Annotated in this window: 24 protein-coding genes; 16 read left to right on the plus strand and 8 right to left on the minus strand. The window is 57.7% G+C overall.

What is annotated here, in order from left to right:
• The first annotated feature begins 114 nt into the window (after positions 1-114).
• From IGW03_RS17270 to IGW03_RS17285, 4 genes are all read left to right on the plus strand, one after another.
• Positions 115-1,182 carry a class I SAM-dependent methyltransferase gene (locus IGW03_RS17270; RefSeq protein ID WP_194723810.1) on the plus strand — a complete coding sequence of 356 codons (1,068 nt, stop codon included), beginning with the start codon at positions 115-117 and terminating at the stop codon, positions 1,180-1,182.
• A 129-nt stretch (positions 1,183-1,311) separates the two neighbouring features.
• Positions 1,312-1,602: a DUF4148 domain-containing protein gene (locus IGW03_RS17275; protein ID WP_194723811.1), complete on the plus strand. Its 291-nt coding sequence runs from the start codon at positions 1,312-1,314 to the stop codon at positions 1,600-1,602.
• 370 nt (positions 1,603-1,972) lie between these two features.
• Positions 1,973-3,088, plus strand: a complete 1,116-nt coding sequence (locus IGW03_RS17280; protein WP_194723812.1) for a fatty acid desaturase family protein — start codon at positions 1,973-1,975, stop codon at positions 3,086-3,088.
• 16 nt (positions 3,089-3,104) lie between these two features.
• Entirely contained in the window at positions 3,105-3,977 is an 873-nt protein-coding gene (locus tag IGW03_RS17285) for a crotonase/enoyl-CoA hydratase family protein (RefSeq protein ID WP_194723813.1), read from the plus strand.
• Positions 3,978-3,983: 6 nt separating this feature from the next.
• On the opposite strand, the gene pdeR is transcribed toward IGW03_RS17285, so the two are convergent.
• Positions 3,984-5,981, minus strand: coding sequence for a cyclic di-GMP phosphodiesterase (gene pdeR, locus IGW03_RS17290; RefSeq protein ID WP_194723814.1), 1,998 nt, complete (start codon positions 5,979-5,981; stop codon positions 3,984-3,986).
• Between the two features lie 748 nt (positions 5,982-6,729).
• On the opposite strand from pdeR, the gene IGW03_RS17295 reads away from it, so the two are divergent.
• The gene (locus IGW03_RS17295) at positions 6,730-7,659 is read left to right on the plus strand and encodes a radical SAM protein (protein WP_194723815.1); all 930 of its coding nucleotides are present in this window, start codon (positions 6,730-6,732) and stop codon (positions 7,657-7,659) included.
• Between the two features lie 14 nt (positions 7,660-7,673).
• On the opposite strand, the gene IGW03_RS17300 is transcribed toward IGW03_RS17295, so the two are convergent.
• From IGW03_RS17300 to IGW03_RS17310, 3 genes are all read right to left on the minus strand, one after another.
• Complete coding sequence (locus IGW03_RS17300) at positions 7,674-8,051, minus strand: hypothetical protein (RefSeq protein WP_194723816.1); 378 nt, start codon at positions 8,049-8,051, stop codon at positions 7,674-7,676.
• Positions 8,052-8,253: 202 nt separating this feature from the next.
• Positions 8,254-9,468 carry an MFS transporter gene (locus tag IGW03_RS17305; RefSeq protein WP_194723817.1) on the minus strand — a complete coding sequence of 405 codons (1,215 nt, stop codon included), beginning with the start codon at positions 9,466-9,468 and terminating at the stop codon, positions 8,254-8,256.
• Positions 9,469-9,658: 190 nt separating this feature from the next.
• Positions 9,659-10,585, minus strand: a complete 927-nt coding sequence (locus IGW03_RS17310; RefSeq protein WP_194723818.1) for a LysR substrate-binding domain-containing protein — start codon at positions 10,583-10,585, stop codon at positions 9,659-9,661.
• Between the two features lie 349 nt (positions 10,586-10,934).
• Here IGW03_RS17310 and IGW03_RS17315 point away from each other — a divergent pair, with 349 nt between their 5' ends.
• Complete coding sequence (locus tag IGW03_RS17315) at positions 10,935-12,143, plus strand: DUF2863 family protein (RefSeq protein ID WP_194723819.1); 1,209 nt, start codon at positions 10,935-10,937, stop codon at positions 12,141-12,143.
• 242 nt (positions 12,144-12,385) lie between these two features.
• Here the strand turns inward: IGW03_RS17315 and IGW03_RS17320 are convergent, their stop codons facing one another.
• A complete protein-coding gene (locus tag IGW03_RS17320; protein ID WP_194723820.1) occupies positions 12,386-13,543 on the minus strand; it encodes a D-alanyl-D-alanine carboxypeptidase family protein in 1,158 nt (385 codons plus the stop codon).
• A gap of 817 nt (positions 13,544-14,360) precedes the next feature.
• On the opposite strand from IGW03_RS17320, the gene IGW03_RS17325 reads away from it, so the two are divergent.
• Positions 14,361-14,921, plus strand: a complete 561-nt coding sequence (locus tag IGW03_RS17325) for a response regulator (RefSeq protein ID WP_194723821.1) — start codon at positions 14,361-14,363, stop codon at positions 14,919-14,921.
• 74 nt (positions 14,922-14,995) lie between these two features.
• Here IGW03_RS17325 and IGW03_RS17330 read toward each other — a convergent pair whose 3' ends face one another.
• Together IGW03_RS17330 and IGW03_RS17335 are read right to left on the minus strand one after the other, a co-directional pair.
• Positions 14,996-15,367 (minus strand): hypothetical protein, encoded by a 372-nt coding sequence (locus IGW03_RS17330; RefSeq protein WP_194723822.1) that lies wholly within the window; start codon positions 15,365-15,367, stop codon positions 14,996-14,998.
• A 10-nt stretch (positions 15,368-15,377) separates the two neighbouring features.
• Positions 15,378-15,569, minus strand: a complete 192-nt coding sequence (locus IGW03_RS17335) for a hypothetical protein (protein ID WP_194723823.1) — start codon at positions 15,567-15,569, stop codon at positions 15,378-15,380.
• 653 nt (positions 15,570-16,222) lie between these two features.
• On the opposite strand from IGW03_RS17335, the gene IGW03_RS17340 reads away from it, so the two are divergent.
• The 6 genes from IGW03_RS17340 to IGW03_RS17365 all read left to right on the plus strand — a co-directional run bounded on the left by IGW03_RS17340 (position 16,223) and on the right by IGW03_RS17365 (position 19,898).
• The gene (locus tag IGW03_RS17340) at positions 16,223-17,263 is read left to right on the plus strand and encodes a mechanosensitive ion channel family protein (protein ID WP_228535677.1); all 1,041 of its coding nucleotides are present in this window, start codon (positions 16,223-16,225) and stop codon (positions 17,261-17,263) included.
• Between the two features lie 229 nt (positions 17,264-17,492).
• Positions 17,493-18,296: a trehalose-phosphatase gene (gene otsB / locus IGW03_RS17345; protein WP_194723824.1), complete on the plus strand. Its 804-nt coding sequence runs from the start codon at positions 17,493-17,495 to the stop codon at positions 18,294-18,296.
• A gap of 75 nt (positions 18,297-18,371) precedes the next feature.
• Entirely contained in the window at positions 18,372-18,752 is a 381-nt protein-coding gene (locus IGW03_RS17350) for a hypothetical protein (protein ID WP_194723825.1), read from the plus strand.
• Between the two features lie 3 nt (positions 18,753-18,755).
• Positions 18,756-19,013 (plus strand): DUF5985 family protein, encoded by a 258-nt coding sequence (locus IGW03_RS17355; protein ID WP_194723826.1) that lies wholly within the window; start codon positions 18,756-18,758, stop codon positions 19,011-19,013.
• Positions 19,013-19,285, plus strand: coding sequence for a DUF5985 family protein (locus IGW03_RS17360; RefSeq protein WP_194723827.1), 273 nt, complete (start codon positions 19,013-19,015; stop codon positions 19,283-19,285). The genes IGW03_RS17355 and IGW03_RS17360 overlap by 1 nt, the downstream gene beginning before the upstream one ends.
• 220 nt (positions 19,286-19,505) lie before the next feature.
• The gene (locus IGW03_RS17365) at positions 19,506-19,898 is read left to right on the plus strand and encodes a hypothetical protein (protein ID WP_194723828.1); all 393 of its coding nucleotides are present in this window, start codon (positions 19,506-19,508) and stop codon (positions 19,896-19,898) included.
• 31 nt (positions 19,899-19,929) lie between these two features.
• Here IGW03_RS17365 and IGW03_RS17370 read toward each other — a convergent pair whose 3' ends face one another.
• Positions 19,930-20,715: an IclR family transcriptional regulator gene (locus tag IGW03_RS17370; RefSeq protein WP_228535679.1), complete on the minus strand. Its 786-nt coding sequence runs from the start codon at positions 20,713-20,715 to the stop codon at positions 19,930-19,932.
• Positions 20,716-20,913: 198 nt separating this feature from the next.
• Here IGW03_RS17370 and IGW03_RS17375 point away from each other — a divergent pair, with 198 nt between their 5' ends.
• From IGW03_RS17375 to IGW03_RS17385, 3 genes are read left to right on the plus strand one after another with little or no spacing between them, the layout of a single operon-like run.
• A complete protein-coding gene (locus IGW03_RS17375; RefSeq protein ID WP_194723830.1) occupies positions 20,914-21,894 on the plus strand; it encodes a tripartite tricarboxylate transporter substrate binding protein in 981 nt (326 codons plus the stop codon).
• 2 nt (positions 21,895-21,896) lie between these two features.
• On the plus strand, positions 21,897-23,414 hold the full coding sequence (locus IGW03_RS17380; RefSeq protein WP_194723831.1) for a class I adenylate-forming enzyme family protein: 1,518 nt from the start codon (positions 21,897-21,899) through the stop codon (positions 23,412-23,414).
• Between the two features lie 11 nt (positions 23,415-23,425).
• The gene (locus IGW03_RS17385) at positions 23,426-24,229 is read left to right on the plus strand and encodes a citryl-CoA lyase (RefSeq protein WP_194723832.1); all 804 of its coding nucleotides are present in this window, start codon (positions 23,426-23,428) and stop codon (positions 24,227-24,229) included.

The following is a 24,229-nucleotide window of genomic DNA, read 5'->3' on the forward strand; positions in this document are numbered from 1 at the left end:
CCTTGGCACAAACGAACCGATTCCGGGTCATTCCCGCGCTGTCTCCCCAGCAGTCTGCGTGCGACTCTGTGCACGCAGTTTGAACTCATGAAACGACCACAGGAGGCAGAGAACATGAATGCAACCGCAATTGATCAAACCAGGCTCGACAATTTTGTCATGCGCGCCATCGGCGACCTCTCGGCCGGCTATGGAGGCGTCATGGTCAGCATCGGCAGCAAGCTCGGCCTATACAAGGCGATGGCAGGTGCAGGCCCGCTCACCCCGGCGGAACTGGCTAGTGAAACCGGATGCGCCGAACGCTATGTTCGCGAATGGCTGAATGCGCAGGCCGCCGGCGGCTACGTCGAATATCACGCAGTCAGCAATACATACGAGCTTTCTCCCGAGCAGGCAATGGTGCTGGCCGACGAAGACAGTCCAGTGTACATCCCCAATGCCTGGAGCGTGCCGGCATCGATGTGGTTCGACGAAGAGAAAGCCATCGCGGCATTTCGCTCTGGCAAAGGCGTGGCGTGGGGTGATCATCATGACCGGCTTTTTTGCGGAGTGGCGGCGTTTTATCGCAATGCCTACCGTGCGAGTCTCGTACAGGAGTGGCTGCCCGCGCTTGACGGTGTCAGCAGGAAACTCGAGGCCGGCATCGATGTGGCCGACATCGGTTGCGGCCACGGCCATTCATCCGTGTTGATGGCCCGGGCATTCCCGAATTCGCGCTTTCACGGCTTCGATACGCACAAGGCTTCGATCGCGGAAGCCAGGCGCAATGCTGCTGACGAAGGCCTCACCTCGCGTGTCAGCTTCGACGCCGCGACGGCGGTGGACTATCCGGGCAGGAACTATGGACTCATCTGTTTCTTCGACTGTCTGCACGACATGGGCGACCCGGTAGCGGCAGCGCAGCACGCGGCCGAGGCGCTTGCACCGGATGGCACCGTCATGCTGGTCGAGCCGTTTGCCAATGACCGCGTCGAAGACAACATCTCGCCAGTGGCCCGGCTTTACTACGCGGCCTCGACGACGCTCTGCTGCGCGCATGCAGTGTCGGAAGGCGGACACCTTGTCCTCGGGGCGCAAGCAGGTGAAGGGAGACTTGAGGAAGTGTTCCGGAAGGCCGGATTCAAACATTTCCGGCGAGCGGCCGAGACGCCATTCAATCTGATTCTCGAAGCTCGGTGTTGATGCTTTAGCTCAAGTCCGGAGCCTTCGGATCACGCTTTATCGATGGTGTTTGCCAGTCAATCGGCAGTCGCGAGACATCAAGCAACTGCTTCGCAGCATGCGAATTCATCAACTATTCAGGAGCCGAAAATGAAAGTGAAATATCTGATAGCAGCGGTCGTTCTCTTCACTGACCATTCCGCATTCGCCGATGACATCTATCCGTATGTGGATCAAGGCAGCTTCACAGGCACCAGGACCCGCGCGGAAGTCCGCGCCGAGCTTGAGCGTGCTCATGCGGAAGGCAATCCCGTTGCCACCAGCACGCCGGAATTCGTCGAATTCACCCAAGTCGCTACAACCCTCAGCCGCCGGGAGCTGGGTGAGGAGGCGGCTCGAGCCGCAAGGGCTGCAGAAAGCGGTTCCGGTGCCGGCAACTGAGGGGGCACCGCGGCAAATAACCCCGCTTGTGGCCGGCGCAATGCAAGTATTTTGCCGTACTGACAACTACTGGCCACAAGCGGCCCTTGGTTAGCTCTGAAAGTGCTATCAAAACGGCAAGAGCAGCCGTCTTTTGAACATCTCGGCGGCTTCTGATTGGAAGACGAGATCGTTAAACAAACCGGCATCGTTCCAAGGATTGAACTGCGAACTGGTTTTTAAGAATACATATTAAGAGGTTTGCTACTACACCAGATCCGTCCAATGCGATATGAACAACATGCCGTCCGCAGCATATCTGCTCTGCGCTTCCTGAAAGGATGTCAAACGCTAGGCTAGATACTCTCAAATTAATAATAACGGTCGCATCATGGCACTCGCTCTTCCCGTCACCCACCCTCCATCCAGGCTCGAGGATCCGGCTCCGTCGCATCGAGCCATTGTCAAGGAAATGGCCTTGTATGCCAAACCCGATACGGTCAAAGGGAGCATGCTGTTCCTGATGGATTTCGCGCTGTACTGGACCGCCATTCTCGCGGTGCTTTTTGTACCCAACCTCGGTCTCAAGCTGCTGGCTTCCGTTTTTGCCGGAATCAAGCTGGCCAATCTCGCGACGCTGGCTCATGACGCCGCCCACAACAGCCTGACGGCATCGCGGCGCCTGAACTGGTGGCTGGGCGTACTGGCGTTCATGCCGTGCCTGTTCAACTATCGCCTCTGGGTGTACGACCACCATGCACTGCATCATCCGCATACGAACGGCGACCATGTCGACTCCTACAAGCCTCTGTCAAAGGAAGCATATGATGCGCTGTCGACCACAGGCAAATGGTGGTACCGGTTTTCCCGAAGCAGCAATCCGCTTGCCTTCGGCACCTATTACATTATCCAGCGCTGGTGGCAGGTCAAGTTCATGCCGCGTGCATTCCTGCCGCAGGACAGGCAGCGTTCAGCCTGGCTCCACTTCGCCTTCCTGTGCGTCTATGCAGTCGTATTCGTCGGCGCCCTGATCGCTGCGCCGCTGTTTGCGCCTATATCGGTCATGACGGCGCTGCTGCTCGGATTCGTGCTGCCGTTCTTCGTTTTCCAGTCGCTGCTGGCCTTTTCGCTCTATGTCAATCACACGCATCCCGATATTCCGTGGTTTGCGGAAGGCTCGTCGATGAAAGCCAGGATTCCTCCCGAAGCCATGACGGTGCACTTGAAATTTCCCGCCTGGATGGCGCACCTCGCCCACAATTTCTACGACCATGCGGCCCACCACGTATATCCGGCCATTCCCTGCTACGAGCTTGGCCGTGCGCAGGCGCGCCTGAACGAACTCCTCGGCGCAAATGCGCTTGTCGTCGGCTTTTCCTTCCGCACGCTCGGCATGATTTTCACGAAATGCAAACTGTACGACTACACCAACTTCCGGTGGCTGGACTTCGAAGGCAAACCCACGACGGAAGCGCCGCGCATCGTCCTGCAGCACTTGAATCATTGAATAAATGGAGCCCTTCATGCAACTCAAGAACCATCCTGGATGCCGCCTTCTCACCGAGGCCGGAGCTCTTTCGCAAATGGCCGTCTGGTATGAGGAAGAGCGCAAGACCCTGTGGGTGATGCAGCACGCGCATCCCCGGCCATGCTTCAACCTCGCACTGCTCGCCGATCTCGACAAGCTGAAAAACGCCATCGTCCGCAGCGGGCTGGAAGTCGATTTCTGGGTGACCGGCTCCGACGTGCCAGGCATTTTCAATGTCGGAGGCGACCTGTCGTTCTTCGTCCAGCAGATCCGATCGAGAAACCTGGAAAGCCTGCGTGCCTATGCGCATGCCTGCATCGAGGGCACCTGGGGTGCGATGAACGGCTTCGGCGTCGGGGCGATCACGATCGCCATGATCGAAGGCACGGCGCTCGGCGGCGGACTGGAATCGGCGCTCGCCCATGAGTACGTGTTTGCGCAGAAGGACGCCAAGATGGGCTTCCCGGAAATCGCCTTCAATCTTTTCCCCGGAATGGGAGCGTATTCCCTGGTGGCGAGAAAGGCCAGCGACCGCGTTGCGGAACAACTGATCCGCACCGGCGAAGCCCACAGCGGAGAATGGTTCGCCGAGCGCGGGCTCGTTGACAAGACGTTCGATGCGGGAGAGTCCTTCAAGTCCACGCGCACCTTCATCGACGAACTGCAGCCCAAGCTCAACGGCGTTCGCGCGATGCTGAGAGCCCGCAGGCGCATTCAGGGAATCAGCAAGCAGGAGCTGATCGACATTACCGATGACTGGGCACGAAGCGCATTTCACCTGCGGGAAGAAGACCTCGCCTACATGGAGCGGCTGGTCATGCTGCAGAACCGCAGGATGGGCAAGCCGCCGCTTGCTGCTGCAGCCTAAGCGGAATCAGGCAACGATACGGAGTACGCGCGACTGTGCGTACCACGCTTCGAAGTCCGCTGCGGACATGGGCTTGCCGAACAGGTAGCCCTGCGCATACTCGACGCCGATGCTGCGCAGGAAGTCGGCCTGTTCCTGCGTTTCCACGCCTTCGGCAATCACCTTCAGCTGGAGCTCCTGCGCGACGACGGTCATCGAGCGCAGGAGACGCTGAACCCGCACGTCATTGTGCACGGAACTGATGAAGCTGCGGTCGAGCTTGATCGAGTCGATCGGCAGGCGGGCCAGATGGGTCAGGGAGGAATAGCCGGTGCCGAAGTCGTCGAGGTGAACTTCGGCGCCAAGCTTGTTGACTTTCTCAATCAGGTCGAACGCCAGTGCCTCGTCTTCGATCAGGTAGCTCTCGGTCAGCTCGAGATCGAGCATCGAAGGATAGCTGCCCGCATCCATCAACGCCTGGCGGAAGTCGCTCACGAGATCGGGGTGCCGAAGCTGGCGGCCCGACACGTTGATTGCCACGCGCAGGTTGATGCCTTTTTTCGCCCAGGCTTCCGTCTGGCGCGCCGCTTCCTCCATCACCCACTTGCCGATAGGGATGATGAGGCCGGACTCCTCGGCATAGGGAATGAAAGTGGCTGGCGATATCAGGCCACGCTCCGGCGAATGCCAGCGTATCAGCGCTTCCGCGCTGTCGACCTTGCCCGTGCTGAGATTCTGTTTCGGCTGGTAATAAAGTTCGAACTGTCCTTCATCCAGCGCCTTGCGCAGATTGCCGTCGAGCCAGACCTGTTCGCTGATTTTCTTGTTCATCACGGGATCGAACACCTGGAAGGTGTTTCTTCCCTCGTCCTTGGCCGCATACATGGCCATGTCGGCATGGCGGACAAGTTCCTCCATGCTGCTTCCGTGCGCCGGAAACATCGCAATGCCGATCGAGCAGGTGGAATGGATCTCCGCATGATTTACCTGGAACGGGTGCTTCATTTTATCGAGCACGCGCCGGGTGATCGCTTCCACTCCCTCCAGGCTTGCATTCCTGATCATGACCAGAAATTCATCGCCGCCGAGCCGGGCAATGACATCGCTGTCGCGCAGGCATTGGCGAATCACGCCGGCGGCGGCCTTGATCAGGCCGTCCCCGGTCAGGTGACCGTAGTGGTCGTTGACCTTCTTGAAATTGTCGAGGTCGATGAAGAGTATCGCGAATGGCGTCCCGGCCTCGTCGGCAACCGCCGCGTTGATGCTTTCCTGGATCGCATGCCTGTTCGGCAGCCCGGTCAGGACATCCGTATTGGCCAGTTCAAGCAGGCGCGCCTTGATGCGCCGCTCTTCCGTAATATCCGTCCCTGAGCAGATCAGGTAACTTTCATTGACTCCGCTGCCGCTCTCGACAATCTTGTTGCGCCAGAGGATATGCCGCACGCCGTACTTGCCGTTGACCGGCCGTACGATGTCGAACGGTTTCTTGGTCTTGAAGAATTCCTTGATGTTTGCTCGGGCATCCGAATGCTCGGATTCGAGCATGAACAAGTCGTGAGCATCGTGGCCTAGCACATGCTCTTCCTTGATGCCCGTGACTTCCTCGCACAGCCGATTGAAGCGCTTGATCTTGCCGTTGCTGTCAATAATGACAAGAATCGAATTGACCTCGGTAATGACTTGCTCGGAATAGGCAATGGCCTGCGACATGGAGTGGGCGAGCGCATCCACATCCGCGCGGTCCGACGCGGTACCGGCCCATGTCCACGGGTCGATCTTGCGTCCGATGAGGTACAGGGTGACGGCTTCGCTGAAAATCTCCACATCCAGCCGCACGCAGCTGGTCACGCCCTTGAGTGCCCGTATGGAGGAGGCTTGCTCTTCCGTCAACGTAATTGTCCGGGAAGACTGCAGGCCATCCTTTGACAACTTCAGCGCATCGCTGTCGGACGACAGCCACCAGTGCGGATTGGTCGTGCCGAAATGAATGAAAAGCGGTGAATCGTCTACAGGATTGTTGTTCACTTGGCGCCTCAGAGATGGCTATGCTGATTGTCTTCTAGGTGTCAAAGTTGAAACGAGCTACGCCGCGCTTCCGTACAACGCATTATCAGCGATTTCACAATTTGTTGCACTGCGTAAACATAGACGGTTTTCTTCGGAAATGGAATGGGAATTACACATTCAGGCCAGGCTCCGCGTTACAAACACGGCGGAAAATGTTTTGTACGTTTCAGTACCAAAGATGCGGGACCATTTTTAATCACAACGCGCAGTTCTGATAACAAAATATCATGATTCCGCGCTGGAGAAACTCCCGTCGAAACTCTTTCCATAAAGGCAATTTTCGTCATCTGAAGAGCGTTCCGCGAAGGCAGCATGCCGTCTTCGTCAACGGCGATCGTATTACCGGAACACATTCCACATATGTCCTTGGCAATAGGCACCACACGGAGGGATGCGAACCGGGACATCTGGATTAGGCCCGGACTTCCAGCCAAAAACGGAGCCCTCGGTAATAAATCCTGACAGGAGCGGCGCGTCGCTTTCAACACGAAGCAGCGCCCCATATCTGAAGATGAACTACCGGATAATCAGGCACTTGCAGCACAGGATTAAAGCGCATTAGCACTATTAGAGAAGAAATGATTCAAACCGGCGCTTGCGATATGTCATAAACCTCGTTGTACTTAATCAATCTTAAAAGTTATTTAAATATCTACAATCAGTCTAACTAAAAACAAAAAGCCGTTCTTTAAAGGGGAGCAAGACAATGGTTGAGCAGCCAGTTGATATTCCCGTTCGCAAATCATTCTCGCCGGGCGAATTATTCCTGCCTGTATTGCGGCAGTGGTACGCATTCAAAGCCCGATACCGGAATTTCCGCATCTCGGCCGGTACCACTCGGCTGCTAGGCCCCCAGTATCGCCGCAGCCGGGAACGCATCGAAATCGACATCACTTACGTATGCAACCTGCGATGCCTCAACTGCAACCGGTCGATCTCCCAGGCACCCGAGAAGCTGCATATTTCGTTATCCCGAATCAGGCAGTTCGTTGATGAATCGATTGCACGCGGCAAGCGTTGGAAAGGCATACGCGTCTTGGGAGGCGAGCCGACTCTTCATCCGGAATTCCTGCCGATTACGGAAGAACTGCTCCGTTATCAGCAATGGGACCCTGACTGTATCATCACCGTAGTATCGAATGGATATGGCAAGGCGGTGAATGAAATGCTCAAGAAAGTTCCTTCCTCGATCCAGATTGAAAACACATCGAAGACCGGCAATCTCCAGCCCAGCTTCGGCGCCTTCAACGTTGCGCCGGTTGATGATCCCAAGTTCGCCAATGCCGACTTCCGCAACGGCTGCGACATCATGGAAAACTGCGGCATGGGCCTGACGCCGCTTGGATATTATCCATGCGCGGTAGCTGGCGGCATCGACCGCATTGCCGGCAAAAACCTGGGTTCGGCCGCCTTGCCGGCGGACGACGATGACATGCTGGGCGCGGCGAGCGAACTCTGCCGTCTGTGCGGCCATTTCCGCGATGGCCACTGCGCGCCGCCGGAAATGCGGCCGATTCTGCTCAAGCAGGAGATGTCGCCGACCTGGACCGCGATGTTCGAAAGCAGGAAGACGATCCGTCTTGCTCAACGACATACCGCAGATCAAGCTCAGAAAGACGAAGTGCAGGTCGAGTGAGCGAGACAGGCTTGCTACACAAGGATGGCGGCCCCGTCTTCGGCAAGGCGAATCCTACATTTTCCTCTCACCCTCAACACCTGCGCTGCGAGTGCATGCCTGATTCCATGGCAGCGGCGAGAGAAGTCCCATGTCAGCCGGTACTGCCGGGGCGCGGCCATATGAATTTCCAGCGAAGCGGCTGCGGGAGCGTTGACAATCGAACGTTTGCCCTTCGCAATCACCATGCCGCCCCCGATGGGGATGACCAGGTCGTTCGGATTGTCGAGCTGGGCGACCCAGAGCATGCCGGACTTGCAGCGCACTTCAACGTCGAGCTCATCAGGCAGCACAACGATAGAGCCTGCATCCAGCTCGACCTGTATGGGCGCACCGTGTGATATGCCGTTCATGGATGTAAGCCTTTCATGAAACCTCGTGTGACGAATGCGGCACCTGGCGACGCCGAATTCCAGAAATGTCATAGCACGGCTAGCAAAAGGACAAGGCGGCCAGCATCCGCAAGATTGCTTCCGGCTGCAACATCTGCATGAAAGCCCATAAACTGGCGGTTGCGAATACCGTGCATGCGATGACGGCTTGCATCACGCTTGCTCAGGCAGGACGAGGCATTGCCGCGATGATCACCGGCCTGTCCTGGATCGGCCAGTGCAGCGCGGAAGCGATCAGGCCGAGTGCGACCGAACATATCCAGACGGCGTCATAGGACCGGGTCAGGTCGAACACGATGCCGCCCAGCCAGACTCCGAGGAAACTGCCAATCTGATGGCCCAGGAAGACAAAGCCGAACAGCGTGCCGAGATACTTGACGCCAAATATCTGCGAGACGATGCCGTTCGTCAAAGGCACCGTGCCAAGCCACAGAAAGCCCATGGTAACGGCGAAGACATAGAGGCTTGCCTCGCTGATTGGTGCCAGGACAAAGGCTGCGATCGCGGCAGAGCGGACAAGATAGATACCGGCCAGAAGGTGCGGTTTGCTCAGCCTGGCGCCGAGCAGGCCGAAGACATAGGTTCCCGCAACGTTTGCCATGGCAATCAGGGACAGCGCAATCATCGCGCTGCGTCCGTTGAGTCCCTTGTCGAGGAGATAGGCGGGCAAATGCGTTGCGATGAACGCCAGCTGGAAACCGCAGGCCAGAAAACCGATTCCAAGCATCCAGAAACCCTTGTGAAAGGATGCCGCGCGCAGTACTGCACCCAAAGACCCGGATTCAATTGCCGGACTGCCGTCGGATGTCTTGTCGCGCAATGGAAATGCAAGGAGCGCCAGGATGGTGACAGAAATTGCAAGCAGGACGAGCGTGGCTTCCGCTCCTGCGCCGTCTATGGCATTCTGGGCAAACGGTACGGCGACAAACTGGCCGAGGCCGCCGGCGGCGCCTGCGAGTCCCAGCCCCCATGCGCGCTTTTCCAGCGGAAGCAGGCGGCTGAGAGCACCGTAGATGACGCTGAAGGATCTGCACGACAAGGCGATACCGATGAGAAGTCCTGCGCTCAGTACAAACTCGGCCGGCCCTGAAGATTGAGACATGAAGTAAAGCCCTGCTCCATAGAGGAGGCAACCGGAGGCAACGACTTTCACCGAGCCGAATCGGTCGGCGATCATGCCGGTGAAGGGCTGCGCCAGCCCCCAGATCAGGTTTTGCAGCGCGATGGCGAATGCGAAATCGCCACGGGTCCATCCATGGGCGGACGTCAATGGAATGACAAAAAGGCCTTGCGCATGGCGAACGCCAAGGGAGAGTCCCATGATGGCGCCGCCGGCAAGCACCAGGGCAAGCGGACTGAACCGCACCGAGCTTTTCATTCTGTGTATCCTTCCGAGTCCGGTTGGCGAATTAAGCTCAGTATGGAGAGGCGGGTTGCAGGCCACAACCGACATTTTTGCAGTCAACCCATGCGTGCGACGCATACGAAGGTGCAAGGCAGACGCGGCGTGCCGGCATGCCGCATGGAGTCCCGCTTGAATTGTCGATTCCGGCCGCTTTCAGCGCCGGCTATGCATCCTCGATGGCCACGCCGGCATCGGCGGCAAGCTTCATTTCATCGATCAGCCATCGCCGGAACACATCCACATCGGATCGAGGACTGTCGGTGGCATCGATGAGCCAATAGGCATACTCCGGTACGTCCCGCCTTTCACCCGACAGTGCAACGAGGCGTCCGGCGCGCAGCATGGGTTCAACCAGCGGCAGGCGGCCGAGTGCGATACCGTGGCCTTCTAAGGCTGCCTGAATCACCTGGTCATACTGGTTGAAATGCAGATAGCGACTGGCTTTGTGTTTCTTGACAGCCCGCTCGCGCAGCCAGGTTGACCACTTCAACCAGGGCCGCCCGCTGTCATCGAGTTCCAGCAGGGTATGTTCCAACAGCGTGCCTCTCGACTGAAAGGCATTGGCTGCAACCTCTGGACTTGCTACCGGGACGACGACCTCGTTGAACAGGCGAAGTGCGCCGCGCGGCGCTTGTCCTGCCGCGCAGTACCGGATGGCAATGTCGATGTCTTCCGCCTGAAGATCGAGCAGTCGGTTGTTCGCCGCAAGTCGCACATCGATATTCGGATACGCCGCCTGGAATGCACCAAGCCGAGGGAGGATCCACAGGGTGGATACGCCGATACTTGCCGAAATCGTGACAGGGCGGCGCTTCGGTTCATCCTTGACGGAGGCAGCGAACTCCAGCAACTTTTCCATCCAGGGAAGGGCGATCCTGTAAAGCTGTTCACCGGCGTCGGTAAGGACGATGGTTCGATGCTTGCGCACGAACAGCGGTGTGCCAAATCGTTCCTCCAGTCCCTGTATTTGACGGCTGATCGCCGACTGCGTCAGACAGAGATCGTCTGCCGCAGCCGTAATGCTGTTGCGCCTGGCGGCGGCGACAAAGCCTTTCAAGGCATCTAGCGAAGGCAGCGATGTCAGTTGCATGAATTCTCCTCATGGCGAACATGCTTCCGGCAGGGCGGTCATTTGGCACCTCTTTCGCGGAAGCGGCTTGTCCGCCTAGTGTGATACCCGCATTCTTACACGGACTACAGCCGCATGAAAAGCGAACATCACGCTGATCTCCCATGTCTTTCAGGCATGGAACGCATGAAAGATGAACATTCTTCCCGCGAGCCTTGAAGTTTCCACCTTTGCCGTCGGAAGCCTGTAAACTAGAACTTTCCAGGCAAAGTACACCACAGCAAAGATCCTTCCATGCCATGCAGCGGCCGAACGGCATGAGAAGCAAAGCCGAATGTCTGCTGCACCGGTTTGAATTCCCATCTTGACCATGAAAAAGACAAAAGCCGTACCCGAAAAGAACTCCCAGGCATCAGAAGAACACGATGACGCGCTGGCCGACAGACTGATCAAACTGGCCGTCGAGTTGCGCGACGTCGACCTCTATGCTTCGTTGAGCGAGGAGCACACGAAAGCGCTCGCCGGTCTGCGCAAGACCATACGCAAGTGCCTGCAGCACAAACGCGAGCAGGCGCTCGATGAAGCGCTCGAATCGGTCTACGAAAAAGATATCAAGGCCTATCAGGTATTGCGCGAAAGCGTGGAGGAACAGGCTGGCACGGTATTGCTGCGGCGTGACACAGGCCCCGAACTGGAAATCAATGCATTCGCCGTTCCGCTGTTTGTGCACACCAAGGGCGGACTGCGTGCCGAACAATGCTTCCAGGACGGCGATGCATTCGAGCAGTTGAGAGCCAGTTTCGTCGAGCACGGCCTGGAGAGCCGGCGCGCAAGCGTCGTTCTCGTCAGCCATGCGTATCACGCCGACGAGCTGGAGCGTATCGGCTACTGCCACTTGAATGCCATGGTCCATGAAGCTGCCGAGGCCATGACCCGCAAGAAGGCCTCCGCGGCGGACGCCATCGTGAAAAGCCTGTCCGGTTGGCCGCCATCAGAGTTTGCGCCTGACGACGAGGCGCTCGAACTCCGGTTCCTGGTCGGCTTCGCGCTCAAGCCCGCCGACGATCCCTTCTACCGCGTACCTGAAAAAGCCGCTGCGGCCGACCGCTACTTCGAAGCGCGCGCAGAGCGCTTCCGCACTTGGTCGCAACAGGTTACACCGTTGCTGCAGCGCTGCCTCGCCACCGATGGACGCGGGGTGCGAATAGATTTCCTGTATCAGGACTTGTTCTTCGGCGCAAGGGAAGCGGCCTTGATCGAATTGAGCGTGCTTCGCCTCCTGACCGAACTGCGAGATCTGTTCGAAGCACAGGGAAGCGCTGCGGAAAATATCCAGGCAGTCATCGGACCGTTCGGGACCGAGGACGAACCGACGCTCAGGGTGAACTTGTCACGCGACGATGACAGTGAACTCCTGGGATTTGCCGAAAGACTGCTCAGCCGTACCGAGACCATGGAAAATGCGATTGCGGATATCGCGGACGGATTGACGGCGATGGGAATGCGTGATGTAAAGATTGCAAGATCTTTCGACGCGGAGGGCATTCCTGGAAATGTTCGGGCTTACCAAAGCAGGTAGCCGAGAGGGCGGGGCAGGCGGACCTGACTATCCGTCCGCCTGTCTGCGGCGTGAGAGTGCGGGATTTTGTCGGCCAACTTTTATGCAGCAGTTACGAACATGCTCTCGACCAGTGCCAAGGGGTGGCCCGGCACTGTGGTGACACCGCTGGCTGTGGACCACATGTTTGGAAGGTCAAACCGCGCATGATGCGGCTTGATTCCAGTTGTCTGAAGCGGCCGGCGTGCGCCGGCCATCGACGCTTAGGCAAATCGCATGCGCAGCGAATCCCAGATCCTTGCAAAGAAGCCGGCTTCCTTGACGTCTTCCAGCGCAACCAGCGGCAGGTCTGCCAGCGGCTTGCCGTCAAAGGTCACCTTCACCGTGCCGACCTTGGCGCCTTTGGCAATGGGGGCAGCCAGCTTGTCCTGCAATACCACCTCGGTCTTGATCTTGCTGCCCGCACCCTTGAGAAGGGTTTCATAGCGATCGGCGCCGAAGCCGGCCTTGAAGGTATTCTGCTCGCTCTTCCATACCGTCGGCGTCGCCAGCTGCTGACCATTGGCTGCAACCCTGACGCTTTCAAAGTTGGAGTACGCCCATCCGAGCAGCTTCATGCTTTCGTCGGCGCGCACACGCGGCGACGCGGTGCCGGTCACCACGGTAATAATGCGCTGGCTGCCGTTGCGCTTGGCCGATGCGATCAGGTTGTAGCCGGAGCCGTTCACATAGCCGGTCTTCATGCCGTCGACGGTCGAATCGCTGTACAGCAGCAGGTTGCGGTTGCCCTGCTTGATATTGTTGTAGGTGAATTCCTTGACAGAATAGATCTTGTATTCCTCGGGGAAGTCGCGAATCAGGCGCGCTGCCAGAATCGTCAGATCTTCTGCGGTCGAGTAGTGCTCGGGATGGGGCAGGCCGGACGCGTTCATGAAGTGACTGCCCTTCATGCCGAGTTCCAGCGCCTTCTTGTTCATCATCGCCGCGAAGGTTTCCTCGCTGCCGGCAACCGCTTCGGCCAACTGAACCGCCGCGTCGTTGCCGGACTGGATGATCAGGCCATAGGTCAGATCCTTGATCGACACCGGTACCTTGGGGTCGATGAACATTTTGGAAGACGATTTGTCAACGCGGTAGGCATTGAGCGAGACATTGACCATCTGGTCCCACTGCAGACGCTTGTCGCGCACCGCCTCGAACACCAGGTAGGCGGTCATCACCTTGGTCAGGGAGGCGGGAATGATGCGCAGGCCGGCTTCCTGAGAGGCGAGCATCTGGCCGGTATTGGCGTCGAGGACAGTCCAGCTTCTTGCGGCAGCAACCGGTGCCGGAACGGTTTGCGACAGGGCAGGCAAGGCTGCCGCCAGGATGGTGCCCGAGACGACGGCACGGGCGATGATGGAAACAGTAGACTTAGGCATGCAAATTAATCAAGAGAGAATAGGGGGCCGCCGGCTGCGGTGGCGCAAGCATCTGGCAAATGGCAACGCGGTATTGGCAACGCGTGGACGATATGCCACGACCGTACTCCTGCCACATGGAAATTATAAACGGGGAAGGCGACGCGGCCATACTTATTGCAGTTGGTAGCACTTCTTTGTGCGATTCACGCGAAAAAACCACGTTGCCAACTCATAAAGCAGCACAGTCCGTACGCGCATTTTCCACAACCGTGATCATTCGATTACGATGTTTCGTGACGCTTATGGCAATACGTCCCCACCAGCTGTTGGGCTTGCTTGAGCGTTCGTCGTCAGCCTGAGCTGCGATGCGCATGCAGGAGACAAAACCACGGTGGACTTACAGCGTGGCCCTTGTTCAGCATGCAATCCATCATGGTGAAGGAATGCCGCGTTCCGAAGGGCTTGAGCACGCCTGCATGCATTGTGCCGATGGAAAAGGCGCTGCTGGAATCGAAGGATATGCAGATTCAGGTGCAGGTGCAATGCGGACCGCGGCGCAGGTGGGGCGAAGGAAATTAATGGAAATGTCCGCGGCGCAATCTCCCTCAAGCACATGCTTGTCTTCCTCTTTAAGATTCGGATAAGGTTCGCTATGCACAATGAGCAGGTGCGTTAGTACACGGCTCAACAAAGATATAGACGGAGAGAGACAGTTCATTCGAAGCACGCCACAGGGCAGATGATCCGGCCTTCGGATTGCAGCAGCAGGAACACAACGATAATCCTCTTTGGACCCGGCTCCATCAAAGGGGCCGGGCCTTCTTTTTAAGTGAAGATGAATTCTGACTGTTCCCGCTTTGTCGCGGCGATGCAGGCAGTTGTCTTGGTCGCTGCATTTTCAGCCCAGTCCCCTTTGAACCAATTAACGGAAATGGACATATTGCACAAGAGTGTCTTGCTGGTTGAAGACGACACGATGATAGGGGAAAACATCAAGATCGGACTCGAGCTGGAAGGCGGGTCTGTCGAGTGGCTCATGGATGGCCATTGCGCTTCCAGCACGCTCGCGACATCCTCGTTCGATGCGGTGATTCTGGATATCGGCCTGCCGGGAAAAACCGGTTTGGATCTGCTGAGAGAACTGCGAGCCCGCGACGACAGGACACCTGTTTTAATGGTGACCGCGCTCGACAGCAGCGGCATCCGCGAACAATGCCTCGCATGCGGCGCAGATGTGTTCCTCAAAAAGCCATTCGATCTCGATGACCTGATCATCGAGCTGCAAGGCATCTTCGGAAGCAAGCCGACCGGAGAATATCTTTATGGAGTTCTCCGCCGTACGAAAAAGGCTGATGGAGGAGCGTCTTTCGAGGACCTGGACTCGGGGCCTGTTTGATCTCGGCCCGCGCCTCACGCCCGGCGTGAAGGCGCGCGCGTACGTCAATTGATCTTCAAACGACAGTCCGTTGTTTAGCCGTAAATCAGCGTCAGCAGAGCAAAGAGCGCGAGCAATCCCCACACCACGATGTTGAAGAACGTGACGGTGATTTCATACATGAAGCCAAAGAGACGCGCGCGTTTCATTGGCTTTTCGCCTTGATCCGGATGTGCCGCTGCCGGGGCGCTTCCATCGCGGGACACACGAGCCCAAACGAGAGGTGGCTCTTCAAGAAAACGAAAAGCGGTGTCTTCCACCATCTCGACTGGCGGTTCGCCGCTGCGTTCCGACTGACGGGCAGCCATTGCGCGGTCCAGCACTCCGGGCATCACGCTTGCAGCTTGTTCCAAGCTTCGATCAATGCCCAGGGATGGATTTTCGGATTTGCTTTTGATGAAAACCAACCGCACAACCTTATGCGGCCGCCGCGTGCCGGGGTGTTGCAGGCTTAGCCGCAGCCAGGGTCTTTAGACGCATCATTTCCTCCGCCAGATTCTGAGTATCGAAACGGGCCAGGCATATCTGGCAGGCGGTATAGGGATCTCCCGGAACCAGCCCGACGCCACAGCATGTTGGCAAGTAATTGTGGTCATAAACAAGCGCCATGATTCCTCCTGGGTGAAGTGCCTGTGCCGATGCAGGAAAGCTCAGCTCCTGTCTTGCTTTCAAGCACAGAAGGACGGGCATCGACATGCGGATATGCGCGACTATACAAGTCTTACATTAAGTGAAGCTTAACCACTCGATAAGGTCCACCCTCCGGCTAAAGCCAATGCACTCACTGCAAACATATTGCATGTCGGCACGAAACGCTCGACGTGCATAAGATGGACGAAACACGTCTTCCCGCAAGATCACACTCGATATGCGCGCTGCTCTGTATCGATGCAAGGGCGTTTAAGTTGGGCTTAAGAAAGGGCCTGTATATTGCGGCAACCGGTTGGGCAGAATGAGGCTTGAACATGAGCGCCTGCCTTGCGCAACTCTTTCCTTCCAGGTTCATGCCTCCATAGTGTCTTTCTCGCTTTCGAGTCGGCCGTTGGAAGCGCCTTGTGCACTTTGCGGATATACAGCCCGAAGCCGCCTCTCGTCCCCGAGTGGGGCACAAATGCCGCTTATCGGCGGATATCCTTTTCGGGAGCGATTCTTCCAGATCCTCCCATCGCACCTATCGATTCAGGTCATAGCGCGACTGACGGTAGATTCTCGGAGTTACAGTGAAAAGTCTAGAGTTCATATCCTATGATATTGCTTCTGCCTTGATTGTCTTGCTGGCGGTCCTCAGCGGACTGTTACTGCTCAAGGCATTCGTGGCTCGGCAGCTTCAGAGACTGGGGCAAGCCGGACGCGTACCATTCCTGCACTATATCGAGCAGCTCGTGAGCGGTACCCGCCTGCCGTTTTTCGTCGGCATTGCGCTGCTGGCGGGAGTCAGCCAGATACAGCTTTCGCCTTCCCAGGAACGGTGGCTCCATTACGCATGGATCGTCACCCTCGTCTCGCAGATCGCACTATGGGGAAATCGCATCATTTCCGTCGCAGTAAAAGGCGCCTTCGATCAGCAGCGCAAGACCGACCCGGCAGGCGCCACCCACCTGATGCTGGCCGGCCTGGTAGGGCGCATCATATTGTGGTCCACCGCCGCACTGGTCATGCTCGACAACCTCGGTTTCAACATCACAACCATCGTGGCGAGCCTCGGGATCGGCGGCATCGCGGTGGCGCTCGCGGTGCAGAACATACTTGGCGACATTTTCTCCTCGGTCTCGATCGCCATGGACAAGCCCTTTGTCATTGGAGATTTCATCGTCGTCGACTCCTATCTGGGCACGGTTGAATATGTGGGACTGAAAACCACGAGACTGCGAAGCTTGAGCGGAGAACAGATCATCTTCTCCAATGCGGAACTGCTGAAGAGCCGCATCCGCAATTACAAGCGCATGCAGGAACGTCGGGTGCTGTTCGAATTCAGCCTGCCCCATGACACTTCGATCGAGGAGATAGAACGCGTACCGCATACGGTGAGGGAAATCATTTCTGCTGACTACCTCGACGCACGGTTCGATCGCGCCCACTTCAAGGGGTATGGAGAAAAGGGATTGCAATTCGAGGTGGTCTATTACGTACTCGACCCGGACTATAACAAGTACATGGACATACAGCAGGAAATCAATCTTGCCCTGCTTGCCGCTCTGCGCCAACGGAATCTCCGCCTGGCCTATCCGACCAGAACTCTGCATATCGCCGAAGGCGAGTACAGCCGCAGCGTATCAGGCGCTGCCGAGAAACTGGTAGCGTAAATTTATTCCCGGTCCGCACTCGAACGCGCACTGCATTTTGCGAGTGCTCGCCGGAGCGGACTCCGACTCACGAAAGGAAGCGCGACATGTTGCTGTTCGTTGCGGATTTCATTGTCCATCATCAGGCCCGTCGCCCGCTTTCGCATGCATCATGTCCATGCAAAGGAAGTCCGGCGCGGCGCAAGATTCATGCGTCTCCCTACGCTTCGCTTCACCGGGTGCTTCCAGCATGAGCAGAGAGTTCTTCGAGCATGGAATGAACCGGCTGCTGGAAACGGTTCAACCCGGAGTTCTGTGCGCCTTCGATTTTGATGGAACGATTGCTCCTCTGGTCGATGATCCTTCGACGGCGCGCATTCCGCCGCCGCTGCTGCGACGTCTGGCAGCACTGGCCGAATTCGCTCCTGTCGCAGTGATTACCGGACGTTCCGTCGAAGACATCAGCCTGAACCTGGACTTCTTTCCGCATTTCCTGATCGGAAATCACGGCATCGAAGGACTCTCCGGAGAAGAACTGCATGAAGAACGCTACCGCTCGAACTGCCGCCAATGGATGCAGAAATTGCGCAGCGCAATGATTCGCGCTCATTGCGAGCCTGCCATATGGATTGAAGACAAGGTGTATTCGCTGGCCATTCATTACCGTATGGTCGAGGACCCGCTTGCAGCGCAGCGGCGCCTGGTTGATCTTGTAAGAAGAACGACACCGGATGCGAGAGTCATCTCGGGAAAGTGCGTGCTGAACCTGCTGCCGGCCGATGCGCCGGACAAGGGAATTGCACTGAATGAGCTGATTTCGATGATCAAGGCGCCCGCTGCAATCTATGTCGGAGATGACGTCGCCGATGAAACTGTCTTCAAGTTGCCTCGAGACCGACTGCTTACCATCCGCGTCGAAGAGGCGCAGCAAACAGCGGCGGAGTTCCACCTTCAGGACATATCCGCGATGGATTCATTTCTGGACATGCTGCTCGAGCGTCTGAAGACAGTGATATCCGCCGATGCGGCACCGGCTTCCCCGGCGCATCGTTAGTGAGGAAGAACTGCCGTTTCAGACATCGAGCCTGCGGGCGAGAATGAATGATTAGCAAGGAGCCACAAGAATTTCATGACCTTTGAAGATATTCCGGATGCCGTCAGACGATTCGTGCTGATGGCGATTCCCTCCGTGCCGTTTCTTGAAGCACTTCTGTTGATGCAGCAGGTTCCGCAGGCCGCTTGGGATGCGCATGCCCTGGCGCGCCGACTGTACATGTCGGAGCGGGCTGGTGCCGCAATACTTGGGGAGTTGCAGGAAGCGGGTTTCATCGCGGAAGATTCGCCGGGGACGTTCCATTATTCCCCACGGTCGGATGAAATCAGGGAGCTTGTGATTGCGGTCAGGGATGCATACGCAAGAAATCTGGTTGGCATGACCAACTTGATTCATGCGAAGACCAACCGCAAGGCACAGCAATTTGCCGATGCGTTCAAGCTGAGGAAGGATTGAGAGATGGGTGCATTGATTTACAGCCTCTGCGCACTGACGTCGCTGCTATGCGCTGTTCTCCTGTTTCGCAGCTATGCAGTCTTCCGGCACAGGATTCTTCTCTGGAGCGGCTTGTCATTCTCGATCCTGTTTTTCAACAACGGTCTGGTCGTGGTTGACAAGGTGGTCTTTCCGGACATTGATCTTGCAACATGGCGACTGCTTTGTTCACTGATTGCATTGCTGCCGCTCTTGTATGGACTGATCTGGGAGGAGGACTGATGGAGAACGTATTGGTTGGAGCAATTGCAACAGGCTCATTCATCGTGGCGCTTTTTTTTCTTCGTTTCTGGAAGAGCACGCGAGACCGCTTGTTCCTATACTTTGCACTCGCTTTCATGATCGAAGGAGCCAACCGGTTGTTGTTTGGAGGCTGGCTGCGTCTCAATGCCAATACCGAGAATTATTCGGTCTACGTGCTTCGTCTTGCGGCCTATGCACTGATTCTTGCCGGCATATGGGCAAAGAACAGAGGCCGCACGAAGGATGGCTGACCTGACAGTCAGCCCATGCCTCGAACATCGCCGGCACGCTTTATTCAAGCAATGCCATCCGTTTGGCCAGCGCCGGAGGAAGTCGTCAGGAGGGAAGGGCTGAAGGAGAGCGGCCGTAGATGGAAATCTGATCGGATGAATTCGTTTATCCTTTCGGTACGCTGGCGAACCCGCTCTTCATTCCCGGTTAGACTGCATCAAAGCCTTTCAGGAGAATGTCATGTTCCGCTCTCTCATGCTCGCCATGTTCTTGCTTCATGCCTTCCCGGCTGCAGCCGAGCGGGTTCCCCTTGATGAATGCCGGCAACTTGCCGAGAAGCTTCGTTCCGAACTGCCGATGAAGATCAGTTCCCAATCAACGCTCGAGAGCGTCGAATGTGTTTCCGGCAAGGTCAAGCCCCGCCTGGTGTACAGGAACCGAGTGCATACCGATATCAAGAAGCCGTCCAGAGAAGTCATTGAACGAGTCAAGACGGAGCAGAGGAAAGCATGGTGCACCGACTCCGCGCAGCGGCGCTTCCTGGAAATGGTCGACATCAGCTACGCCTATTACGATGCCTCGGACCGTTACCTTGGTGCGCTTACCCATCGCATCGCCGATTGCGGCAAGTAAAAAGAGGTCGGCCTGAAACGCCAGGCCGGCTTCAGGCTCCTCCGCTGCGGGCAAGCGCTGCGGAAAGCTTCGATATTTCGCGCTTGAGAATCTGCTGTACCAGGTGCTGCCGCTCCGCGTCCATGCGCTGGGACACGCTGCTGACGCTGATGGCGCCCATCACGGAACCTCGGCCGTCAATGATGGCGCGGCCAACGCCTGTCACGCCTTGTATCGCGTAATCGGAAATTACCGAATAGCCGCGCTCACGGGTTTCCTTGATCAGCTTGCCCAGCGCCTTGACGTTGAGTCCGCCGTATGACGAGAGCCGATCGGTATTCGCAAGCAGTATCTTATCGACTTCGTCGTCGGCCAACGCGCTCAGCAAGGCCAGGCCTCCGCCGCCCACACCCAGGGGCTGGCGGTGCCCGACCTCGACGGTAAACACCTTGATCGGGTAAGAGCCGGTCTTTCGGTCCACGCAAAACGAATCGCTACCGCTGCGCACGACGAGAAATGCGCTATCGCCGGTTTCCTGCGCAATTCTTTCAAGATAGGGCTCGCAGATGTCGCGTACAGGAAAGTGATGCGAGGCAGCAAGACCCACCTCGTAGGCAAACTGCCCGAGGTGATATCGCTTGTCGGCAGACTGGTTCATCAATCCGCTGGCAACGAGTTGCTGAAGCAGACGGTGAGCGGTCGGCTTTTGCAGCCGGCTCAGGGCAACCAAGTCCGCCAGGCGTACGCCGTCGCGGTTGCGGTCGGATACCAGCTTAAGCAGTGCCAAGGCACGTTCAACGCTCTGGGCTCCAGAGACAATTGCTACAGAAGTTTTCATCAATATGTTCCATATTGCGGAACATGATTATACATTCGATGAAAACCGGATGCTATATTCGACCACGCGCTGAGAGTAACCGAGCAATAATCCTAAGATTACTCACTGCGGCGACTGTGCGTCGTGCATGGACTTAAGTCCATATTATGGACCGTCAAAAGCACAAGCCCACTTCAAACGAAAAACCGAGGAGACATCATGCATTTCAAACCGCTGATCCGGACACTGGTCGGTGTCCTTTCCTTTTCCATCCTGGCCGGCTCGGCCGTGGCTGCGCCAGGCAGCTATCCGGACAAGCCGGTACGCATGCTGGTCGGCTATTCCGCCGGAGGCGCCACCGATGTGATTGCACGCCTGGTTGCACAGAAGCTGAGCACGCAGATGGGGCAGCAGTTCATCGTCGAAAACAAGCCGGGCGCCAACGGCAATATTGCCGCGGAGTTGGCGGCACGGTCGGCCCCTGACGGAACCACGCTGTATGTGGCTGCCATCAACAATACGATCAATGCCAGCCTCTACAACAATCTGTCGTTCAACTTCGAACGTGATTTCGCGCCGGTATCGCTGATTGCGACCGTGCCGAACATCCTGGTCGTACATCCGTCGGTGCCGGCCAAAACAGTGAAGGAATTCATCGAACTCGCGAAGAAGAAGCCGGGAGAAATCAATTTCGCGTCTTCCGGCAGCGGTTCTTCCATCCACATGTCGGGCGAACTGTTCAAGATGATGACCGGCGTCGACATGCTGCATGTACCTTACAAGGGCAGTGCGCCTGCAGTCACCGATCTGCTTGGAGGCCGAGTACAGGCAATGTTCGACAATGCGCCATCAGCCCTGCCCAATGTCCAGAACGGCAGGTTGCGGGCGCTGGCCATCACCGGCCCGAAACGCAGCGAGATGCTGCCCGACCTTCCCACAATGGTCGAGGCCGGGCTTCCCGGCTATGAAGTCACGTCATGGTTTGCGCTTGTTGCCCCGGCCAACACGCCGCGCGACATCATCAAGCGTCTCAATGAGGAAGTGACCAAGGCACTGCAAACGCCCGAAATGCGCGCCAGCCTGGCAAAACTCGGAGCCGATCCTTTCGGCACGACGCCGGAACAGCTCAAGTCCTTCGTATCGGCCGAGACTACGCGCTGGGCCAAGGTGGTCAAGACTTCCGGAGCGAAGGTGGACTGAACATGTATCCGATCGATTTCTTTTATCGCAGCGCGCGGCTTCGTCCACAGGCCATCGCCATCAAGAGCGGCAGCGAGCAGGTACGCTACGGCGAGCTGGCGGCGCGCGTCGACGCCTTGGCCGCCGCGTTTCAGGCGCTCGACCCAGCCCAGCAGAGCAGGGTCGGAATCTGCGCGCCCAACAGCGTCGAGCATATCGTTGCACTGCTTGCCGTACTGGCCTCCGGCAAGATATGGGTGCCGCTGAACCCGCGCAATTCGGCGGCCGAACTCAATCGCACGCTGGAAGTGACGATCCCGTCGATCGTCGTCGTCGATGACAAGTATCGCGAAGGCTTGAGGCTGGACTCCGTAGCCCATGTCGTTTCCGCCAGAGGAACGCACGCTGCCAGCCTGGCGGATCTCGTCTCCCAGTACGCCGGGTGCACGCCCGCCCCGAACACGGCGAGCATGGATGCGGTGCAGGCGATCAAGTTCACCGGCGGCTCGACCGGCATGCCGAAAGGCGTGATGCAGCCATACCGGGCTTGGAAGGCGACGCTGGTCAATCAGATCCATGCATACCGCTTCGATGAGCACGACCGCTATCTGCTGGCCTCGCCGATCACGCATGGCGCATCGACCTATATCCTGCCGATACTCGCCCAGGGCGGCTGCCACGTGGTGCCTGAGGAAACAAGTCCGCATACGATCCTGCGTTCGCTGCGCGAGGACGGCATCACGACATCCTTCATGCCGCCGACCCTGATCTACATGGTAATGGCGGCCGGCGAGGAAGCTGGCCAGCGAGAGTTCCCGCGACTGCGCCATCTGGTATATGGCGGAGCACCGATGCCGCCCGAAAAGATCCGCGCCGCGCAGAAGTTTTTCGGGCCGGTTCTCGCAACAACCTATGGCCAGACCGAGGCGCCGCAGATCGTCACGTTCATCAGCGCCGAGGAACTGGCGCGCGAAGAAAACATCGGCTCGGTGGGACGCATGGCGCTCCTGGCCGACATGGCGATCAAGGATACCGAAGGACGCATCCTGCCCGGCGGCGAAGTAGGGGAGATCGTCGTGCGCGGCGACCTGGTCATGGCAGGTTACTGGAACATGCCCGACAAGACCGCCGAGACCATCGTCGACGGCTGGCTGCACACCGGCGACCGCGGATTTCTCGACGAACGCGGTTATCTTTACCTGCGCGACCGCCTGCGCGAAGTCATCATCACCGGCGGCTTCAACGTCTATCCGATCGATGTCGAGGACGTTCTCACACGGCATCCGGCCGTGCATGAATCGGCCGTCTTCGGCATCGACGACGACAAATGGGGCGAAGCGGTTCACGCCGCCGTACAGCTCAAGCCGGGACAGCAGGTGGACGCGCAGGAACTCATTGCGTTCGCCAAGGAAGCGCTGGGCTCGGTCAAGGCGCCCAAGCGCATTCATTTTTACGAAAGCCTGCCGCGCAGCCCCGTCGGCAAGGTGCAGAAGGACGCGGTCAAGCGCGAGGTGCGTGCGCAGATCGATCTCCAACATTAAGCGAGGAACGCATGAAACAGAACAAACCGATTACCGAACTCTGCACCCACAACCTGACCGACCTGTACTACCGGGATGCCAATCTTGTCGAGGAACTTCTCGGAAAAAAAACGTTTACCGAGGTGATGTTCCAGCAGATCACCGGCCGCGCGCCGGCGGCATCGGACCTGCGCATCGTGGATGCCGTGATGATCACCTTGATGGAGCACGGTTTCACGCCCAGCGCGATCGCTGCCCGTCTTGTCTACATGAGCGCACCGGAGAACCTGCAGGGCGCGGTGGCCTCCGGTCTGCTGGCGGTGGGAAGCAGTTTCGTGGGCACCATGGAGAACTGCGCGAAACTGCTGCACGAAATCATGAACGACCCGAACGGACCTGAAGCTGCCGCCGAGCGAATTGCGTCCAGCCACCGTGCCCGGCGTGCGTCCATGCCGGGCTTCGGACACCATCTGCACAAGCCGGACGATCCACGCGCGATCAAATTGCTTGAGATTGCCGACGGCTTGCCGGATATCAAGGGCGAGCATGTGGCTGCGCTGCGCACGCTGGCGCGCGCCGTCGACGCGGCGGCAGGGCGGCATATCACGATCAACGCCACCGGCGCGATCGCTGCGCTGCTGGGCGAGATCGGCATACCGTGGCAAGTCATGCGCGGCTTCGCCGTGATTTCGCGGGCCGCCGGCCTGGTGTCCCATATCGCCGAAGAACAGAAACATCCAAGCGGACGTTACATCTGGGATCTGGTCGACCATGACATTCCCTATGTCGGCAAGGGCGAAGGACTCAACAAACAGAGCACCGGCGGGGAGAGCTGA

Origin of the sequence: Noviherbaspirillum malthae (assembly GCF_015352985.1) — a bacterium.
Lineage (GTDB): Bacteria > Pseudomonadota > Gammaproteobacteria > Burkholderiales > Burkholderiaceae_D > Noviherbaspirillum > Noviherbaspirillum malthae.

Coding starts and splice junctions, on each gene's coding strand:
- IGW03_RS17350 (WP_194723825.1), top strand. CDS start 18,372: ATGACCTTTGAAGATATTCCGGATGCCGTCAGACGATTCGTGCTGATG.
- IGW03_RS17360 (WP_194723827.1), top strand. CDS start 19,013: ATGGAGAACGTATTGGTTGGAGCAATTGCAACAGGCTCATTCATCGTG.
- IGW03_RS17385 (WP_194723832.1), top strand. CDS start 23,426: ATGAAACAGAACAAACCGATTACCGAACTCTGCACCCACAACCTGACC.
- IGW03_RS17310 (WP_194723818.1), bottom strand. CDS start 10,585: ATGCAACTGACATCGCTGCCTTCGCTAGATGCCTTGAAAGGCTTTGTC.
- IGW03_RS17305 (WP_194723817.1), bottom strand. CDS start 9,468: ATGAAAAGCTCGGTGCGGTTCAGTCCGCTTGCCCTGGTGCTTGCCGGC.
- otsB (WP_194723824.1), top strand. CDS start 17,493: ATGAGCAGAGAGTTCTTCGAGCATGGAATGAACCGGCTGCTGGAAACG.
- IGW03_RS17275 (WP_194723811.1), top strand. CDS start 1,312: ATGAAAGTGAAATATCTGATAGCAGCGGTCGTTCTCTTCACTGACCAT.
- IGW03_RS17295 (WP_194723815.1), top strand. CDS start 6,730: ATGGTTGAGCAGCCAGTTGATATTCCCGTTCGCAAATCATTCTCGCCG.
- IGW03_RS17300 (WP_194723816.1), bottom strand. CDS start 8,051: ATGAACGGCATATCACACGGTGCGCCCATACAGGTCGAGCTGGATGCA.
- IGW03_RS17280 (WP_194723812.1), top strand. CDS start 1,973: ATGGCACTCGCTCTTCCCGTCACCCACCCTCCATCCAGGCTCGAGGAT.
- IGW03_RS17380 (WP_194723831.1), top strand. CDS start 21,897: ATGTATCCGATCGATTTCTTTTATCGCAGCGCGCGGCTTCGTCCACAG.
- IGW03_RS17375 (WP_194723830.1), top strand. CDS start 20,914: ATGCATTTCAAACCGCTGATCCGGACACTGGTCGGTGTCCTTTCCTTT.
- IGW03_RS17325 (WP_194723821.1), top strand. CDS start 14,361: ATGAATTCTGACTGTTCCCGCTTTGTCGCGGCGATGCAGGCAGTTGTC.
- IGW03_RS17355 (WP_194723826.1), top strand. CDS start 18,756: ATGGGTGCATTGATTTACAGCCTCTGCGCACTGACGTCGCTGCTATGC.
- IGW03_RS17270 (WP_194723810.1), top strand. CDS start 115: ATGAATGCAACCGCAATTGATCAAACCAGGCTCGACAATTTTGTCATG.
- IGW03_RS17335 (WP_194723823.1), bottom strand. CDS start 15,569: ATGGCGCTTGTTTATGACCACAATTACTTGCCAACATGCTGTGGCGTC.
- IGW03_RS17370 (WP_228535679.1), bottom strand. CDS start 20,715: ATGAAAACTTCTGTAGCAATTGTCTCTGGAGCCCAGAGCGTTGAACGT.
- IGW03_RS17315 (WP_194723819.1), top strand. CDS start 10,935: ATGAAAAAGACAAAAGCCGTACCCGAAAAGAACTCCCAGGCATCAGAA.
- IGW03_RS17320 (WP_194723820.1), bottom strand. CDS start 13,543: ATGCCTAAGTCTACTGTTTCCATCATCGCCCGTGCCGTCGTCTCGGGC.
- IGW03_RS17285 (WP_194723813.1), top strand. CDS start 3,105: ATGCAACTCAAGAACCATCCTGGATGCCGCCTTCTCACCGAGGCCGGA.
- IGW03_RS17365 (WP_194723828.1), top strand. CDS start 19,506: ATGTTCCGCTCTCTCATGCTCGCCATGTTCTTGCTTCATGCCTTCCCG.